Below are 17,520 nucleotides of genomic sequence, written 5' to 3'. Positions count from 1 at the left end.
ACTGGAAATGCCCAGCTTGGCACCGATCTCCTGAATCGGCTTCTTGTTTGCCTCACGGGCAATCTCAATATCGGATTTATAGCTCATTGGGCTTTGGACTCCCTGCAAAAGTAGGCCGAACGAATTCAGACCCGTCCGCATATGCGACCCGGGGCGGAATCAGATACTTTCTTTACGGTAAATATTTATTCCCTTCGGTCAACCTTTGAATTTCAGAGACATTGAAGGAAAGAACATTTATCGCGCGATGGCACCATCGGATCACGCGTAGCGTTTGCGCCCTGCGCTGAGCCCTAACAACCAATCCTCGACGATGCGTCGCTCAGGAAATGATTTTTGCGTTGGGCTCTTTAGAAGAAAATATCCCGACTGCGTTCGTACCGATATGTCCTGGATTGGTCTGACCAACGCACCGCTTTCAAGCAGGGGGTCAACAAGATGGGCCCAACCCAGTGCGACGCCCAAACCATCAACTGCTGCTTGTATAGAGAGAGGATAGGTGTTGAAGGCCACAGCGCGTTCCATCAATGAGGTGGAAATTCCATTGCTGCCAAGCCAGGTATGCCAAGTCATCCATTCTGCGTGGCTGCTGGTCACCTCAATCAGATCCAATTCCGGCAGCGCGGATAGTACTGCCGCCTGCGGATTACTTTTGAGATAATCAGGGCTACACACTGGGAAAACGGTTTCCCCGAACAAAAGCTGCGCCTCATATCCGGGCCAATCCCCTTCCCCGCGCAATATCGTCAGATCCATAGATTCAGACAGGCACTCCGCGTCGCTGTCCGAAGACACCAGCGAAATACGGATGCGGCCATTGGATTTGTTGAACTTACGCAGCTGCGGCATCAACCAGAGCGACGCGACAGAGTTGGTCGCGGAGATCGACACCGTATTGGCCTGATGTTTGGCCAACATATCACGGCTGACGTCTCGCATCAGATCCAACGACTTTTCAACTGTCGCCAGCAATATGGCCCCTTGCTGTGTCAACGAAACCGACCGATGACCTCTGACAAACAAGGGTACGTCATAATGTTGCTCCAACAGACGTACTTTGCGGCTGATTGCTGTTTCCGAAATGTTGAGCACCTTGCTGGCCTGCGCGAAACTCTGGGCCTTGGCGGCCGCTTCAAAAGCCAAAAGGTAGTCGAGCGGTGGAAGAACCTTCCCGGTAACTGGTGCTTTCTTTGGCATCTGACGGCGGAACCCCAATCTGAAGCGGATTGCAATCAAAGAGTATTCGCCTGCGTCGACTGGAAACCGATCAGGCAACTGACTGTTAAGATAGTAAAAAACTGAATTAGCCTCAAGATTTTATGGGCAACGCCCCTCAAATTTCTGTTCTGCGTTTCGCGCAAATTTGGGCAGAATGCGCAAATTCGGGGCCGGAAGAGCCCTCAATCCAATATCGAACGTCACTCAGGGAGCAATCATGAAACTTTCAAACCTTCTTTCTGCTGCAACCTTGGCAGCGGTAGCGGGCACCGGTGCGATCGCAGAAGACAGCAGCGATCCGATCGTCATCCCAATTCACAACTGGTCCAGCCAGATCGTGATGTCTTACGTGGTCGGCCAGTTGTTCGAAGAGATCGGCGATAATGTCGAATACGTCACGACCGACAGTCAGGCGGTCTACGAGTCGGTGCGTCTGGGCGACGTCACGCTTGAGATGGAAGTCTGGGAAGGCGCGTTTGGCGCATCTTTCCGCGCAGCTCTGGAAAAGGGCGGTCTGCATGATGCAGGCGACCACGATGCTGTCACCCGCGAGGACTGGTGGTATCCGATGTGGACCAAAGAGTCCTGCCCCGGCCTGCCCGACTGGAAAGCTCTGAACGACTGTGCGCATCTGTTTGCAACAGCGGAAACCGGCGACAAAGGCCGATATCTGGACGGTCCGGTTGACTGGTTGAAGCATGGTAAAGAGCGTGCCGAAGCGCTGGATCTGAACTTCACCGTTATCAATGCGGGTTCGGCGGCGGCCCTGTGGGCTGAAATTGGCGCAGCAGAAGCGGACAAGAAGCCGGTTCTGGTCTTCAACTGGACACCCAACTTTGCCGAAGCTGTCTGGCCCGGTGAGTTTGTCGAATTTCCTGCCTGGGAAGATGGATGCGACAAAGACCCATCCAAAGGTCCGAACCCGGATGCGCTGTATGATTGTGGTAACCCGGCAACCGGTTACCTGAAAAAGGCCGCTTGGGATGGTATGAAAGACAAATGGCCTGCTGCCTACTGTGTATTGACTGAAATTTCTTTCACAAATCCGCAGATCGCGGAGATGGCCAAGCTGGTCGATACGGACGAGCTGGAACCGGAAGATGCAGCGGCCGAATGGCTGGACGCAAACCGCTCTGTTGTTGATCCCTGGATCAGCGCCTGCAGCGGATAATCCGGTCATACGCAACGAAACTGGCGCGGCCTTGCTGATCTCATTGAAGCAAGGCCGCGCTTAACAAGAAAGAAAGGCAGCCATGTCCGCCACAGCGCCTGTAATCTCAGCCCAAAATGTCTGGAAATTGTTTGGGCCTTCGCCCGAGAGCTATCTGAAGTCCATGCCGGCTGGCCGTAGCTTCGACGAGATTCGTGCGGACGGCTACATTGCTGGGGTCAAAGACGTCTCGATTGAGGTTGGCCGGGGCGAAATGCTGGTCATCATGGGACTGTCCGGATCAGGCAAATCAACTCTGGTGCGGTGCTTTTCGCGCCTGCACGACATCACCGGCGGTACGATCAAAGTTGATGGTCAGGATATCATGGGCCTGAGCGAGCGTGACCTGATCGAATTGCGACGCAACAAGATGGGCATGGTGTTCCAGTCCTTTGGCCTGCTACCGCACCGTACGGTCTTGGATAACGTGGCCTTCCCGCTGGAAATGCGTGGTCAGGATCGCCATGATCGCCGTGAACGTGCGCTGGAAGTCATCAAACTGGTCGGCCTTGAGGGTCGCGAAGAATATTTTCCACGCGAGCTTAGCGGTGGACAACAGCAAAGGGTCGGCATCGCCCGGTCCCTGGCGATTGAGCCGGACATCTGGTTTCTGGATGAGCCGTTCTCCGCACTTGACCCTTTGATCCGACGTGAAATGCAGGATGAATTCCTACGGCTACAAGAGATGTTGGGTAAAACCATTGTCTTTATCACCCATGATTTTGACGAAGCGCTGCGTCTGGCGGACCGGATCGCGATCATGCGCAATGGCGCGGTGGAACAATGCGATACGCCGGACCAGATCGTCATGAACCCCGCTACGGAATACGTGGCGAAGTTTACCGAGGACATCGACAAAGCCCGCGTGGTGCATGCGAAAGGGCTGGCGAAACCAGTCAATGGACACGCTTTGGAAGGCGCACCAATCAATGGTGGCGCAACGATCCACGAACTTGCGCGGGTTCTGGTCAATGACAACCGCATCCTTTTGCCGGTTGCAAATGACAAAGGCGTTGTCACCGGTGTACTGGAGCGCGACACCGCACTGAATGTCCTGCTCGGAGCCGAATAATGGCGACGCTGTCGACAGATCTGACAGAGACATCAGACAAGCCATGGGGACGTTCCCGTGTACTTACTGTGCTGCTTGCCGTGGCCTTCGCACTGATCCTTGCCAAGGCAGTTGGTATTCTGCCTGAATGGCTAAACCGCATCCCCGAAGCCGCCATCCCACCCACTGCGCAGGTTCTGGACGCAGTTTTCAGCTTCATCCAAAATGACCTTGGCTTGATTTATGTAACCCGCTTTATCGCGGAAGGTCCTCTAGAGTTTCTGCTGGACACGTCAGCAAACCTATTGGAAGGCAAGCGTCGCTGGCCCTATCTGGGACCAATCCCATGGTCTGCGATTGCCGCCGTCGCTGGGGTTGTTGGATACGCTGTCGGTGGTTGGCGGTTGGCCGCCCTGGGCGCTGGAACCTTTATCTGGACGGCTGCGATCGGTCAGTGGAAGATCGCCATGCAAACAATGTCCGTGATCGTCGTCGCGGCGCCATTGGCGTTTCTGCTGGGTCTGGCGCTTGGTATCGCCGCGTGGAAATATGGCTGGTTCGAGCGGATGTTGAAGCCCATTCTGTCTGTGCTTCAAACTCTGCCCTTCTTTACCTATCTGCTGCCCGCTGTGATTTTCTTCAAGGTGGGGCCAACCGCTGGAGCCGTAGCAACAATTACCTTTGCCATCCCGCCTATGATCTTGATGACAACGCTGGGGCTAAAAAAGGTCAGCCCTGAAGTGATCGAGGCGGGCCAAATGTCCGGCTGCACTCGCTGGCAGATGCTGCGCCATGTCTATGTTCCGGCAGCACGCACCGAAATTCTAGTCGGCGTAAACCAGGTGATCATGCTGTGTCTGGCCATGGTGGTTCTGACCGCCTTTATTGGCATGCCCGGACTTGGTGCCAAGTTGCTGGCAATGATGGGCAGCTTCAAACTGGGCCGTTCCTTCGAGATCGGGGTTACCATCGTTCTTCTGGCCGTGACGCTGGACCGGATGTCCAAGGCCTGGGTGGTCAAGCAACCGGTTCACTTTGAACGCGGCACCCCCTGGTGGAAGCGGCACCAGACCTCACTGGTCGCGCTGGGTCTGTTTGTCGGTTTTATCCTGCTCTCGCGGCTGTTCCCGATCCTTGCCGAAGTCGGCCGCAAGCAGCACCTGAGCCAAGGCAAGGAAATTGACGTGGTAATCAAGTCGTTTCTGGCGATCGATGCCATCAAGGGAACGACCGAATGGTTGCGCTGGTTCCTGAACGTCAAGGTTCTGATCCCGTTCCGGAACACGTTGCTGGCGATCCCTACCCCCGCCTTCATCCTGCTGGTCGTTTCCTTTGCATATTGGATCGGTGGTCGCCGCCCAGGTATATATGCGGCGGTTTTCTTTACCATCGTCGCATTCTCGGGTTGGTGGGACCGATCTGTGATCACTCTATACACAGTTATTTCGGCTGTTGCTCTGGCCACCTTGATTGGCATACCGCTCGGCGTAATAGCAGCCCGATCAGAACGTTGGTCAAAAAGCATCCTTCTGGCCTGCGACACAGCACAAACTTTCCCCAGCTTCATCTATCTGATCCCGGCAATCATGCTGTTCGGCGTTAATGACGTAGCTGTTGTGTTCTCGATCCTAATCTTCGCCGCGGTACCATTGATCCGGTACACCATTATTGGCCTTAGCAGCGTACCTTCGGAAATGACCGAAGCGGCAGACATGTCTGGATCAACGCGGCGGCAAAAGCTGATGTCAGTTCAGTTCCCGCTGGCACTACCGACAATGGCAGTTGGGTTCAATCAGGCCATCATGTTTGCCTTCTTCATGGTCATCATCGCGGCCTTCATCGGCACTCAGGATCTGGGACAAGAGCTGCAGCGAACGCTGGCCGGTACCGAGTTGGGCAAAAACTTTGTCCTCGGCCTGAACGTGTCGCTGATGGCTCTGACCTTTGACATGGCCATCAGCAGCTGGACGGAACAGCGCAAGAAGCGATTGGGGCTCGATTAGGATGTCACAACAGCAAAACATGCGTACGGTCACCCGTTTCGACGATACCGGCTTTGTCAGAATGCATATGAAAGACCGGCCCGACGCACAGGTCTGGTGGAAGAATGTCAGCTTTGACGAGGATACCGGGCAAGGCAGCAATCTGATGAAGATGGCGCCGGGCGCACGCTCGAACCCCCACATCCATCACGGTCCGGAAGAGTTCTTTGTCCTCGAAGGTGACCTGACCGATCACGACGGGTTTCGTTATCACAGCGGAGATTTTGTCAGCTTTCCCGCCGGGTCTAGCCACTTTTCGCGCACCGAAACAGGATGCCTTTTGGTGGTCATGCACCGCGGCGCGACCGAAGCTATTCAGGAAGGTGCATTATGAATGTGAAGCCGGTCTTCGAAGTGCCATATGAACGCAGCGGGGTTCTGGCTCCTGGCCTTCCAATCCTGCCCCATGGCACGGAACGTCATCCCGTCCCTGGCACAGGATCGCGTGCGGTTCCGGTGTCCAAAGGCGACACGATCACATTGTTGGATCGCGATGGGATGCAACCCGCCGAGATGGTGTTCTTTGCCCCGGATCGAAGCTCGGACGCTGCCATGCTTGGCGCGCAGGGGCACGGGCGACCAGAGGGGCTGATTGCAACTCTGGCCAATGGCTCGGCTTCGGGCAAGAAAGTGCTGCGCGCGTTAGAGGTTGCAGGTTTCGACATCGGACGCGGGGATGCAGTCAGGGCCTTCTCAGATGGATCACGCCCCGGCGACATGGCGCACTTCGTGGCGGAATGCGACGGTCTTCTGATCGTCGCCGCACCAGGCGAAGCGATGCGCCCTGAAGACAATAACCCACCGACCGACATTATCCTGTACATTCAGCGTGCCGCTCCCAGCTTGGGAAAACCCGACGTGGGCCCGCCCGATCCGCTGGCAGACCCGCTTAAGGATATCAACATTCAGCCTGGCAATGCCAAATCTTATGAGGTCAAAGCCGGAGAGTTCATCCAGATCGTGGATATCAGGGGCCGCGAATGCTCAGACTTTCAGGCGTTCAGCCGACGTGCATTGGATCAGGGGATCGAACGCGAGATTGATCCCACCACGACACGCAGCCTGATGGGCAGCTTGTATCCGCAACCAGGTATATTCTCGAAATACTGGTCAGTGGATCAGGAACCCCTGGTTGAGATCGTGCAGGATACGTGCGGTCGTCACGACACGTTCGGGCTGGCCTGCACAGCAAGATACTATGAAGATCTGGGCTATCCTGGCCATGTCAATTGCTCGGACAATATCAACAAGGATCTGAGCCAATATGACATCCGTCCCCGCGCAGGTTGGTCCGCGATCAACTTTTTCTTCAATACAATGCTGGACGATAGCAATGCCATCGGTATGGATGATCCTTGGTCGCGACCCGGAGATTTCGTGCTGCTGCGCGCACTGACGGATCTTGTCTGCGTCAGTACCGGCTGCCCCTGCGACATCGACCCGGCCAATGGCTGGAATCCAACCGACATTCAGGTGCGAACTTACAAAGCGACCGAGGATTTCAAACGGTCCCACGGCTACAGAAAATCTGCGGAGGCGGATGTGGAAGAAACCAAGAAAACAGCATTTCACGACTGCTTTGCACGTCATACCCGTGATTTTGTCGAATATAACGGATATTGGCTGCCCAATACGATGACCAATCATGGCGCAATCGCAGAGTATTGGGCCTGTCGAGACAAAGTCGCCGTAATGGATCTGAGTCCACTGCGCAAATATGAGATTGTTGGCCCGGATGCCGAAGAACTGATGCAGCTTTGCGTGACCCGCAACATGAAGAAGTTGAGCGTCGGTCAAGTTGTCTATACGGCAATGTGCTATGAACATGGCGGCATGATCGACGATGGCACTATCTATCGGCTGGGTGAGACCAACTTCCGATGGATTGGTGGCAACGACACCAGCGGTTTGTGGCTGCAGGAACAAGCGCGCAAGCACAACATGAATGTCTGGGTTCGAAACTCTACAGATCAGTTGCACAACATCGCGGTACAGGGGCGGCACAGCCGCGACATCCTCTCGCAGATATTCTGGGCGCCACCCCAGCAGCCAACCATAGAAGAATTGCCTTGGTTCCGGCTTACCGTGGCCCGGGTCGGGGATGTGCGCGGCACCTCTGTCGTGATTTCCCGAACCGGATATTCCGGCGAATTAGGATATGAAATCTTCTGTCACCCTAAGGACGCTGTCGAGATATTCGACCGTGTCTGGGAAGTTGGTCAGGAATATGGAATTGCCCCTCTTGGCCTTGCCGCCCTCGACATGTTGCGGATCGAAGGCGGCTTAATCTTTGCCGGGTCCGAATTTGACGACCAAACCGATCCGTTCGAGGCGGGGGTCGGTTTTACCGTCCCATTGAAATCTAAGACCGATAACTTCATAGGGCGCAGCGCAATTGAGGAACGCAAGGCTCACCCTCACCGCAAACTGGTCGGGTTTGATATAGAAGGTGGAACAGTTCCTTCTCCAGGCGATTGTGTACGTATCGGAAAAGCGCAGGTCGGTGAAATCACGAGCGCGATGAAATCACCCATCTTAGGCAAGGTCATCGCCCTCGGGCGGGTTGCATCAAACCATGCACTCGAGGGGCACGATATTGAGATCGGCCAACTGGATGGGCAGCAAAAGCGCTTGAAGGCAAAAATTGTTCCGTTCCCGCATTTTGATCCAGCAAAAGAGCGTGTGAAGGGTGTTTACCTAAGAAACGATTTCCCGGATGCGGCTGAATGATAAATTGACAACCAAGCAAACGGCCAAAGTTGCGGTCGTTTGTTTTCTGGGAATTGTCATGGCTACTTCGCCAGAATCCGGCTTCGCAGGATTATGTGACAGGGTTATCGCACTTGAAAACTACAACACCACCGGTTTCTCGCCCAAAGGAGCAATGTGCGAACCGTATGTCGGCCTGGTCAATGTCCAAGGCATTTCATGCCGATGGGAGTTTCCGTTCCGAGACGCCGAAGCCAATCGCACATTCAACGACCTATGGACCGAAGTAACACGTTGCAAAGACGGAACTCAGAAACAACACGGTAGTTCCGTTAACCACCCTGACAGCTACGTGCAGAAGGAATTTATCACCTCGGACCGTCTTTATCGCGTCGCCCAGAAAGACAAGGGCCAAATCAATCGCACATTGGTGTTTTTGAGTCTCGAACTTCGCAATTGACGCAGCCGACGTACCTTTGTTCGCTAGATGACTAAGGATAGAGTAGTGCATGCTCTGCCATCTTCGATCGTCACGAAGCCCAAGTGCCGGACAACAGAACAGGCAGTGGCGCGAGCTGTCAGCTCAGGTGTTCTGATATGGACCAATTTCTCTGCTGACTCGGTCGCCGAACTTGCGGATGCTGATAGTTAGACCCTTTGCGGCGGGATGGTATGTTAGTCTAACAGATCGCACGAGTTGATCACGTTCGAAGAAGGTCGAAAGGGGCGGGATCTGGTTGTGTCGCAATCTTTTGACCGAGGTTGACGAAATTGCGTGCCCTGGTGCTTGTTGCTTTCAAATCAATCACGGGCAAGTTTTAGAATGATTTCTTTGAAAGGCTGCCACTTCCCAAAGGATTTGGTTTTGTACGCTGTGCTTTTCTATTTGCGCTACACTGTTTCCTATCGCGACCTTGAGGAAATCATGGCTGAACGGGGCGTTTCCGTCGATCGCGCCACATTGAATAGATGGGTTGTAAAAATTTCGCCGATGATCGCTGCGCGCGCGCAATCGAAAAAGCGCCCAACACAGAAATCCTGGAGAATGGACAAAACCTACCTCCGTGTGCGCGATAAGTGGGTGCATCTCTATCGGGCTGTCGACAAAGCAGGGAACACCCTTGATTTTATGTTGTCTGAGCGAAGGAACGGTCCCGCAGCAACCAGGTTCTTTGCCAAAGCGCTGTCATCAAACGGAATCCCAGACAAAGTCGTCATCGATAAGAACGCAGCCAACGCAGCCGGCATTCGAGAAGTGAACAGGATTCTGAAGTGGTTAGGTTGCCAAGCTAAGGTTTAGACAATCAGGTCCAAATTTTTGAATAACATGATCGAGCGGGATCATTGGTTCATAAAACGGCGCGTTCGACATATGTGTGGGTTCAAATCCTTCGCATCCGCGTCCGCTACGCTAGATGGCATTGAAGTAGCCACTATGACCCGAAAGCAGCAACTCTCCAGCGCAGCAAACCCCATCAAGGCGCGCCGCATCAACTTGATACTTGAGTGACGTGTTCTGATTGCGACCGTTAAAAGAAATATACGCACACATCCTGACATTTTAAAAACGCAGTTTGCAGTTTTGAGAATTTGGCGTGTTGGTCGCTTGGCGGCACGCCGTACTAGGTAACCCCCTAAAATCCCAATGAAAAACTAGAATGTGCTAAAATCAAGACATGCCGCCCACATCGTGAATATCGCATTACGGCAAAATAGTGCCTACAATTCATTGAGAAACTTATAGTTCGCGCTGCGGAAACAAACCGTTTCGCATAATATTGCAGCTTTACGGGAAACCCCGAATATCGTCCAACTCGCAAAACCCCTAATTTGGGTTCAGAAATACCACTCACCCCCTCGAGTCTAAGGAGAGGGGCCGGCTTCTACCCCCTCAGCCAGCCCCTCGCACCACCTCTCATTTCTACACACTGGTGACAGGTGGTTATCGTCAGAAGCGAATTTTGCCAGTGCATTCCTTTCTACGGCACACCAACTGTTCTTCAGCCATTATTTGCAAGTTCTTCTTGGGTATCCTCGTTGGAGGTTTGATCCTCTCCCACAGTTTGATCAATGACTTCTTCATTGTTTTCGCTGTCGGCATGGGCAGTTTCGCTATCGGTTGCGCCGAGCGTAGCTTTCACTGCTTCTTCGTCGGGATTAGAGGATCGTACTGCGTCTAGGACGCGGTCTTGTTGCTCCGCAGCCAAAACATCGTCTTCAGAAAAGTCACCCTTGTAATTCCCCAGGAGGCTTGCCTCCGCTTCATATACTGCCTCTGCGGCAGCCAATTGATCCTCGGTTGGGCGCTCAATCGCATTCCCATCATCTTTCAATATTGCGTCGTGCGCATCTTTAACCGCTTGAGCGTCTGCCAAATCTTCAGGGTCAGTCACACCCGGGTTTGTCATCTCATCGGCAAGAACCTTCTCAGCTTCTTCCAGCGTCATAGAGGCAGTGTCCAAGTAATCGTAAGCTGCAGCAATATCCTTAACGTCTGCTGGGCTTAAAGCGTAGTCTTCACCCATGACATGATTGAAATTCGCGTCGGCAACGGCCAGGCCAGCGGCTAGGCTGACTGGCCCTGTACCCTTCGCATACTGACCGTTCGCAATATGCGCGAGCTTTGCGTTGATGCTGGAATTAATAGCACCATTTAGTTTGCCAAGATTGCGCGGGGCGAGAGTGCCATCGTTGACAATTTTTGTTTTCTTGCTTTGCGGTTTCTGTACTGGCTTAACAGTAGACTTGTTTACGCTCGTTGCTACCGGCTTGGTTTTATTACCTTTGAATAGGCCCTTGATCCCGTTCTTCTGTAGATTGCGGCCAAGTGTTTGAAAATCTTCTTTGACTGCCCGGCCCAAACGACCGCTGCGTTTTGACTTATCACCTTTGTTAGCGGACTTTCTGCTTTTCCGGTTCAGCTTACTGTCTGAGCCCGCCCCACTCTCAGCGCCCTTGTCACCGCCTTTGCCGCCTCCATTTCCTCCTTTTTCACCACCTTTGCCTCCACCATTTCCGTTGCCGTTTTTTGCATAGGCGTAATCGGTGGTGAGAACCGTCGCGATGGGTGCGGCTACGAAAGCAGATAACGCGAGTGCGGAAACGCTTACTCTCAGAAAGTTCAACAAAACAAAATTCCTTCTCGCTCTCATCTTCTAAACCAAGGCGCTATTGCCACCGGATTAACCAAGATTGTCGGTGGAATGAGTTCAGATTACGGCAGTTTTCCGGCTTCCCAGAGTTGTTATTTTTAACCGAAAATTAACAACTTCGCCCTTACGACACTTAGGGCTGATGCGGGTGTGCTCGGTTGATGGAACGGTTAGGAGAATAGGCATTTGCAGCATCGGTTCATCCGTTTTCACAAGCTTCCGACATCACTGCATGGGTGCGATCTATGACATGTCGCACCTCTGCAAGAAACCGATCTTCATGATGGGTGACCAGCCACTGATCATGTTCCAGATCGTCAATCAAAGGTGAGACCGGTTTCAGGCGCGGCTGGGTGTTTCCAATGAAAGTAGGCAGAACCGCCCGGGCAAGACCTGCATTTGCAAGCTCAAGCGCATTTTGCGGTGCCGTCACTTCGATTGCGTCGTCCTCTTGCGCGTGCGCCCGCAGCCATCTGGCCGAGGGTGTTTTGGACATCACGCGCGCCCAGGTCGAAATACTCTCATCCGCAGCATAGACCGCAAACCGAACTCGCCCAATCTTGCGACCCGCCAGGCCAATCTCTTCTGGTCGGCGGTTTCGAATGCCGATCGCGGCTTCCCGGTGTCCGATCTTTAACACCTCTTCTGACGAGATGAATCGCAGCCGAACAGGCATTGATCGGGTAAGCCTTCCGACCGCGCCGATCAAAACCTTTGTCACCCAGCTCCCGGCCGAGATTTTGACCAAACGTGGCGCGGTGGCAAGGCTGCTTTCCGTGACAGGTATGACACGCGCTTCGATTCCTTCGACCTTCCTCAAAAGCGCTTGCCCGTCTTCGGTCAGGTCATACCCTCGCGGTTTGCGGTGAAACAGTTCGCTTCCCAGGTTGCGCTCAAGCTCGATCATGCGCCGACCCAGGGTGGGTGCGCTCTTGCCGGTCTGTTCAGCGGCTGGTCCAAGCCCGCCCGCTCTGGCAACCGCAAGGAAAAGCCGCAGGTTGTCCCAGTCAAAGTTACTTTCATCCATGAAATGAAGATTACATTCTGTGTTGTTGATGAAAAGAGAGTCGCGGCTTTATTTCTGGAGGATCAGTCAAGAGGGCCACAGATGAACTTTCTCAACACCGAAATCTCACCCCTTGGCATGGGATGCTGGCCGATCGGCGGCAAGATGTATTGGGGCGAACAGTCGCTGGGTTACACCCGATCGGACGACGAAACCTCTATTCGTACGATCCACGCCGCACTGGATGGTGGAATCACGCTTTTTGACACCGCTGCCGCCTATGGCGCGGGGCATTCGGAACGTTTGTTAGGCAATGCGTTAAAGCACCGGCCCGACGCGCTGATTGTCACAAAGATCGGGGTTGGGATCGATGAGGCAAGCAGGCAGATTTCGTTTGACCCCTTCACCCCGGATCAGGTGGGCCTTGCCGTAGATGGGTGCCTTTCGCGGCTGGAACGGGATCGGATCGATCTCTTGCTGTTGCATGTGAACGATATGCCAATTGCCCAGGGGGAGGCGGTGTTTGACGAACTGGACCAGCTTAAAGAGGCCGGCAAGTTGCGCGCCTATGGTTGGAGCACCGACCATTCCGAAAGTGCCCGAGCGGCCTCAACCCGAGATGGTTTTGAGGCGGTGGAATACGTGTTGAACGTCTTTTTCGACGCACCCCGTATGCAACAAGTTGTCCAAGAGGAAGGGCTATTATCCCTAATCCGCTCACCTCTTGCGATGGGGTTGCTCTCGGGCAAGTACGATCAGAACAGTGTCATGGCACCAAACGACGTGCGCGCATCCGGTGAAAGCTGGATGGAGTACTATTCGGATGGAAGGGTAAACCCTGACTTCATGCAAAAACTCGAAGCGGTTCGGGATCTGCTGACCACCAATGGCCGAACGCTTGTGCAAGGGGCTCTAGGGTGGATATGGGGCCAATCTGAAACATACGTACCGATTCCGGGTGCTCGGACAGAAGAACAAATTGAAGGCATTTCGGGAGCACTGACCTTTGGTGCCTTGCCAGTTGAAGCAATGAACGAAATAGAAAGCTTGATTTCGCGCAATCCCAACGAGCCAGACCGCCCCAGGTAACATTAAGAACTGTATCAAATCTGTGCGCTTGCCGCGAATGTTGGCAACGCGGGCTGCTAACGCGGCATTTCAGATTTCTGTTCAAGGTCTGCTTAGGGCCGTCCGCATCGGAGCGACATAAGGCCAACAGGTCGCGGTTGTGTGTTGCACCCAGAGATACGATCATTCGCGTGAATTCGTCCCACTATCGGAGTTCATTCTTTCGTCCAGCGTCTTTAATAGCTTGTTCAAATCTTCGGCTTCCGCCGGAGATAGCCCCCGCAAAAGATGATGCTGTGTTTCGACATGATCGCCAACGGCATCCTCGATTGTCGCAAAACCGGTCTCGGTCAAGCGGATCAGAAACCCGCGTTTGTCTTCGGGGTTTGGCACTCGCTCGACAAGGCCGCGTTTGACGAGTTGGTCGATACGATTGGTCATTGTTCCAGAGGTCACCATGGTCAGGTCCAGCAACTCGCCAGGGGATAAGCCATCAGGTTTACCCGATCTGCGCAGGGTCGCCAGGACATCAAAGCTGGCGGCGTTTAACCCATGTGCCTTCCAGGTTTTATCCATTTCACTTCGGAGCTTGGTAGCCATACGAGATAGCCGGCCGATGATTTCCATCGGTCCGACATCAAGGTCGGGCCGGGCCTTCTTCCATTGAGCAATGATGCGGTCTACGTGGTCCATGCATACATATTGCGGGATTATATCTTGACGTCAAGATAAAGCAGTATATCTTGACGTCAAGATAATGGAGATCTGCGATGAGACATCTCGACATTGGAATCACAGCCATTGCGCCATTGGTATGGGGCAGCACCTACTATGTGACGACGGAGTTTCTTCCTGCCGGGTATCCGGTGACGATGGCCGCCCTGCGCGCTCTGCCTGCCGGCCTGCTGCTGCTTGTTTTGGCTCCTCGATTGCCGAAAGGTAATTGGTGGCTGCGCATCTTTATTCTTGGCGCACTGAACTTCACGCTTTTCTGGGTCTTTCTTTTTATCGCAGCCTACCGGTTACCGGGGGGGGTCGCGGCTACCGTCGGTGCTGTTCAGCCGCTGATCGTCGTATTCCTTGCCGCACCGCTGCTCGGGACCGCAATCCGAGCAGCGTCGGCGCTGGCCGCCTTGATCGGCATCCTAGGTGTTGGACTGCTCGTCTTGGGGTCCGGCATATCGCTTGATCCAATCGGTTTGATAGCCGGGATTTGCGGAGCGGCCTCAATGGCCGCAGGTACAGTCCTGACCCGGAAATGGCAGCCTCCCGTGTCGCTACTCACCTTCACCGCGTGGCAACTGACCGCCGGCGGTCTGTTGCTGGTGCTTCTGGCCGTCTTCATCGAGCCGCCTCTTCCTCCACTGGATGCACGAAACCTCTCCGGCATATTTTACCTTGCTCTCATCGGGGCTGCGCTCACCTATATCCTGTGGTTCCGCGGCATCTCTCGGATAGAGCCAGATGCCGTCTCGGTACTTGGTTTTCTGAGCCCGCTTTCCGCCGTCCTGATCGGCTGGACATTGCTGGGTCAGGCGCTGACACAGATGCAGATCACTGGGGCCGCGCTTGTTTTTGCCGCAATTTGGCTTGGACAAAGGGCGGGGCGCGTCCGCCCGCCCAACCTTCCGAAACATCCCATCCGTAATCCAGTATAAAGGAGAACTTCCATGAAACTCATAGTATTTGGTGCCACCGGTGATGTCGGTTCTCGCGTCGTAACAGAAGCGCTCGCACGCGGGCATGACGTAACAGCAGCTGTCCGAAACGAGGCAGCGTTTGCCAAGTTGCCGGAAGGCATCAGGCCAGTCATCGCGGATGCGAAAGACCCCGCAGCCCTCGCCGCCGCCATGGAATCGCAGGAAATGGCGATCAGCGCATTGCGCTCTCCGCCCGGGCGCGAAGGCGAGATTGTCGCTCTGACACGTTCGATCCTCAATGCTGCGTCACGCACGGGCCTTCGGGTGATCATCGTCGGCGGCGCCGCGCGACTCCATCTGCCAAACGGAAGTCCACATACGGTTTTGTCAGACCCCGATTTTTTACCTGAAAACATCGTTCCGATTGCCCGCGCATCGATGGCGCAATGGGAACTCTGCGCCACTGAAACATCGGCAAACTGGACCTATGCCAGCCCGTCTGCCCTCTTGCAGCCCGGTCAACGCCTAGGCGCGTTCAGAACCGGTACAGACACGCTGCTCGTTGATGAAGCTGGCAAATCAGAGATATCGATGGAAGATTTTGCTGTTGCGCTGGTAGATGAGGCACAATCAACCAAGTTTCCGCGTGCTGGGTTCACGGTCGGTTACTAACACTCGTCTCAGAGCGCTATGTAAAGGGCGTCCAGCCAGCCGGCTAGCAGGCAGGGCGTTTCCTAAAGGGAGCAGTCCGCCGACTCAAGACGTTGATCGCTGCAGGGCCGACGCAGCTTCTTACGCGATGCAGTCCTGCGCCTGACCTGAATGCCACTCTCAGGTCTAAACATTCGTTTTCAGGAAACTGAACTGCAGAGTTGCTCAGATTGATGGAGGTTTCCTTTGGGCCGTTAGATAGATCGCAGGAAACGGGTAATAGAAAGCCACAGGCGAGAGTGTTTGCGTGACAAAGGCAATATTCCGGCCGGGATTGATGACTAGAACTGCATTGGCGTTGATAAGCACCATTGTTGGACCAAAGCCCATGGAGGGTCACCTTCCGAAGGCAACTCTACTCGAGCTTGGATAAAGTGTCTTACTTCCCAACAACTTTGAAACAGATCCAAAAAGCTCTGTGAAAATATCAAAATTAGGCAAGCTGAGTCCGTGGAGAATTGTGCATGCCTGATGTCGCAAGCTGGCTGGCTGAATTCGGCTTAGAAAAGTACGCAAAGGATTTCGACGGCGTCGAAATCGATTTTGAGACTCTTCCGGAGTTAACAGAGAAAGACCTCGTAGAGCTGGGTTTGCCAATTGTTCCAAAACGCAAGGTTTGGGCTGTTATCCAACGTCTTAGTGGTGGGCTGAAGGAGCAGAGTCCCTTGGGGTGGAACACTTTGGACAGGCTGGTACGGTTGAAGACACCTATCATCTGCATGGAATTGGCGCGAACGCAATTCTGCACGCGACGCGAGCGTTGTTGCCGGGGCGCGGGCGCGCTACAATATTCCTCTTGCGGGATGAAAGAGATGATCAAAGACCAACCTCTGCCACCCGGCGCGCATTCCGAACCGGGGTTTTGGCTTGAAACCTTCAATCACCGTAACTGGTTGATGGATCAGGCCATGCGACAGTTTGAGTTCTTCAGCGCCAGTTGCCGAAACGGGCTTGGGCTCTTCATTCTTGGTCACGATGGCAGCCCACAGCCCGGTGAGTTTCAGGAATTGCACACGACCGCGCGTATGTTCCATTCATATGCTTTGAGACATCCTGCAGGTTTTCAGGTTGCTGATCAGATCATTGATCATGGCATGACATATCTCAAACGCCACCACAGAGATCGTGACTATGGCGGATATGTCTGGGCGCTGGAGGGTGATCAGATCAAGGATGATCGCAAGCTCGCCTACGGACATGTCCTCGTTCTTCTTGCCTCTGCAAGCGCGAAGCTGGCGGGTCACCCGGAGGCTGACCGCCTGATGGCGGATGCCCGCGAGGTCTTGGACCAGCATTTCTGGGGTAAAGAAGCGGGATTGTACTGCGACGAGTGGAATAGGGATGGACACCATTTTCCACCTATCGTGGAATGAATGCGAATATGCATGGTGTTGAAGCGATGTTGTCTGCCTATGAGGCGTACGGAGATGATTTTTACCTCTCCCGCGCCGGTCGCATTTTGGCTTCTTCATCAACAAGATCGCGGCCGGGGAAAACTGGCGGTTGCCTGAGCATTACACGTCTGAATGGCCGATTGATCATGATTATGCGGGTAATCCGATGTTCAGGCCTGCCGGAACGACTCCTGGTCATTCGTTTGAACTCGGCCGGCTTCAGCTTCAGCATTGGGACTTGTCGGGTCGGCCGGAATCCAATGCGCCGGCACAGCGCGCCACTTGATTGAAAAGGCATTGAATGATGCCTGATTACCCG

The 17,520-nt window shown here is 54.1% G+C and carries 14 protein-coding genes and 2 pseudogenes; 12 read left to right on the top strand and 4 right to left on the bottom strand.

The features are described 5' to 3' along the window. Positions 1–261: 261 nt before the first annotated feature. Complete coding sequence (locus tag ACR0DU_RS19705) at positions 262–1,197, bottom strand: LysR substrate-binding domain-containing protein (protein WP_480876896.1); 936 nt, start codon at positions 1,195–1,197, stop codon at positions 262–264. Positions 1,198–1,435: 238 nt separating this feature from the next. Here ACR0DU_RS19705 and ACR0DU_RS19700 point away from each other — a divergent pair, with 238 nt between their 5' ends. The 7 genes and pseudogenes from ACR0DU_RS19700 to ACR0DU_RS19670 all read left to right on the top strand — a co-directional run bounded on the left by ACR0DU_RS19700 (position 1,436) and on the right by ACR0DU_RS19670 (position 9,740). Then, complete coding sequence (locus ACR0DU_RS19700; protein WP_010442423.1) at positions 1,436–2,389, top strand: ABC transporter substrate-binding protein; 954 nt, start codon at positions 1,436–1,438, stop codon at positions 2,387–2,389. 82 nt (positions 2,390–2,471) lie between these two features. Beyond that, on the top strand, positions 2,472–3,500 hold the full coding sequence (locus ACR0DU_RS19695) for a quaternary amine ABC transporter ATP-binding protein (protein ID WP_010442422.1): 1,029 nt from the start codon (positions 2,472–2,474) through the stop codon (positions 3,498–3,500). Further along, complete coding sequence (locus ACR0DU_RS19690; protein WP_480876893.1) at positions 3,500–5,482, top strand: ABC transporter permease; 1,983 nt, start codon at positions 3,500–3,502, stop codon at positions 5,480–5,482. The genes ACR0DU_RS19695 and ACR0DU_RS19690 overlap by 1 nt, the downstream gene beginning before the upstream one ends. Position 5,483: 1 nt before the next feature. Further along, the gene (locus ACR0DU_RS19685) at positions 5,484–5,855 is read left to right on the top strand and encodes a cupin domain-containing protein (RefSeq protein WP_480715639.1); all 372 of its coding nucleotides are present in this window, start codon (positions 5,484–5,486) and stop codon (positions 5,853–5,855) included. Next, entirely contained in the window at positions 5,852–8,251 is a 2,400-nt protein-coding gene (locus ACR0DU_RS19680) for a trimethylamine N-oxide demethylase (RefSeq protein ID WP_480876890.1), read from the top strand. Before ACR0DU_RS19685 ends, ACR0DU_RS19680 begins: the two co-directional genes overlap by 4 nt. Before the next feature lie 58 nt (positions 8,252–8,309). After that, positions 8,310–8,690, top strand: coding sequence for a hypothetical protein (locus ACR0DU_RS19675; protein ID WP_139056614.1), 381 nt, complete (start codon positions 8,310–8,312; stop codon positions 8,688–8,690). 363 nt (positions 8,691–9,053) lie between these two features. Continuing rightward, a pseudogene (locus ACR0DU_RS19670) lies at positions 9,054–9,740 on the top strand (IS6 family transposase). 490 nt (positions 9,741–10,230) lie between these two features. On the opposite strand, the gene ACR0DU_RS19665 reads toward ACR0DU_RS19670, so the two are convergent. Then, positions 10,231–11,358 (bottom strand): hypothetical protein, encoded by a 1,128-nt coding sequence (locus tag ACR0DU_RS19665; protein ID WP_480876886.1) that lies wholly within the window; start codon positions 11,356–11,358, stop codon positions 10,231–10,233. A 223-nt stretch (positions 11,359–11,581) separates the two neighbouring features. Beyond that, on the bottom strand, positions 11,582–12,409 hold the full coding sequence (locus ACR0DU_RS19660) for a LysR family transcriptional regulator (protein ID WP_170781336.1): 828 nt from the start codon (positions 12,407–12,409) through the stop codon (positions 11,582–11,584). Positions 12,410–12,490: 81 nt separating this feature from the next. On the opposite strand from ACR0DU_RS19660, the gene ACR0DU_RS19655 reads away from it, so the two are divergent. Next, entirely contained in the window at positions 12,491–13,477 is a 987-nt protein-coding gene (locus ACR0DU_RS19655) for an aldo/keto reductase (protein WP_170781337.1), read from the top strand. Positions 13,478–13,639: 162 nt separating this feature from the next. On the opposite strand, the gene ACR0DU_RS19650 is transcribed toward ACR0DU_RS19655, so the two are convergent. Beyond that, entirely contained in the window at positions 13,640–14,149 is a 510-nt protein-coding gene (locus tag ACR0DU_RS19650) for a MarR family transcriptional regulator (RefSeq protein ID WP_170781338.1), read from the bottom strand. A gap of 77 nt (positions 14,150–14,226) precedes the next feature. On the opposite strand from ACR0DU_RS19650, the gene ACR0DU_RS19645 reads away from it, so the two are divergent. The 4 genes and pseudogenes from ACR0DU_RS19645 (at position 14,227) to ACR0DU_RS19630 (ending at position 17,487) form a co-directional block, all read left to right on the top strand. After that, positions 14,227–15,114 (top strand): EamA family transporter, encoded by an 888-nt coding sequence (locus ACR0DU_RS19645; RefSeq protein WP_170781339.1) that lies wholly within the window; start codon positions 14,227–14,229, stop codon positions 15,112–15,114. Positions 15,115–15,126: 12 nt separating this feature from the next. Further along, entirely contained in the window at positions 15,127–15,768 is a 642-nt protein-coding gene (locus tag ACR0DU_RS19640) for an NAD(P)H-binding protein (RefSeq protein WP_170781340.1), read from the top strand. Between the two features lie 503 nt (positions 15,769–16,271). After that, positions 16,272–17,180, top strand: coding sequence for an AGE family epimerase/isomerase (locus tag ACR0DU_RS19635; RefSeq protein ID WP_480876881.1), 909 nt, complete (start codon positions 16,272–16,274; stop codon positions 17,178–17,180). Further along, a pseudogene (locus ACR0DU_RS19630) lies at positions 17,177–17,487 on the top strand (AGE family epimerase/isomerase). Before ACR0DU_RS19635 ends, ACR0DU_RS19630 begins: the two are co-directional and overlap by 4 nt. The last annotated feature ends 33 nt before the right edge of the window (positions 17,488–17,520 follow it).

The organism is Ruegeria sp. G2 (assembly GCF_056533505.1).
Note: the sequence above shows the minus strand (reverse complement) of the source record. Positions and strands in the feature narration are given on the sequence as shown.

Excerpts from the sequence above, each read along its gene's own strand:
- ACR0DU_RS19705 (WP_480876896.1), bottom strand. The coding sequence starts at position 1,197 with ATGCCAAAGAAAGCACCAGTTACCGGGAAGGTTCTTCCACCGCTCGAC.
- ACR0DU_RS19700 (WP_010442423.1), top strand. The coding sequence starts at position 1,436 with ATGAAACTTTCAAACCTTCTTTCTGCTGCAACCTTGGCAGCGGTAGCG.
- ACR0DU_RS19695 (WP_010442422.1), top strand. The coding sequence starts at position 2,472 with ATGTCCGCCACAGCGCCTGTAATCTCAGCCCAAAATGTCTGGAAATTG.
- ACR0DU_RS19690 (WP_480876893.1), top strand. The coding sequence starts at position 3,500 with ATGGCGACGCTGTCGACAGATCTGACAGAGACATCAGACAAGCCATGG.
- ACR0DU_RS19685 (WP_480715639.1), top strand. The coding sequence starts at position 5,484 with ATGTCACAACAGCAAAACATGCGTACGGTCACCCGTTTCGACGATACC.
- ACR0DU_RS19680 (WP_480876890.1), top strand. The coding sequence starts at position 5,852 with ATGAATGTGAAGCCGGTCTTCGAAGTGCCATATGAACGCAGCGGGGTT.
- ACR0DU_RS19675 (WP_139056614.1), top strand. The coding sequence starts at position 8,310 with ATGGCTACTTCGCCAGAATCCGGCTTCGCAGGATTATGTGACAGGGTT.
- ACR0DU_RS19660 (WP_170781336.1), bottom strand. The coding sequence starts at position 12,409 with ATGGATGAAAGTAACTTTGACTGGGACAACCTGCGGCTTTTCCTTGCG.
- ACR0DU_RS19655 (WP_170781337.1), top strand. The coding sequence starts at position 12,491 with ATGAACTTTCTCAACACCGAAATCTCACCCCTTGGCATGGGATGCTGG.
- ACR0DU_RS19650 (WP_170781338.1), bottom strand. The coding sequence starts at position 14,149 with ATGGACCACGTAGACCGCATCATTGCTCAATGGAAGAAGGCCCGGCCC.
- ACR0DU_RS19645 (WP_170781339.1), top strand. The coding sequence starts at position 14,227 with ATGAGACATCTCGACATTGGAATCACAGCCATTGCGCCATTGGTATGG.
- ACR0DU_RS19640 (WP_170781340.1), top strand. The coding sequence starts at position 15,127 with ATGAAACTCATAGTATTTGGTGCCACCGGTGATGTCGGTTCTCGCGTC.
- ACR0DU_RS19635 (WP_480876881.1), top strand. The coding sequence starts at position 16,272 with ATGCCTGATGTCGCAAGCTGGCTGGCTGAATTCGGCTTAGAAAAGTAC.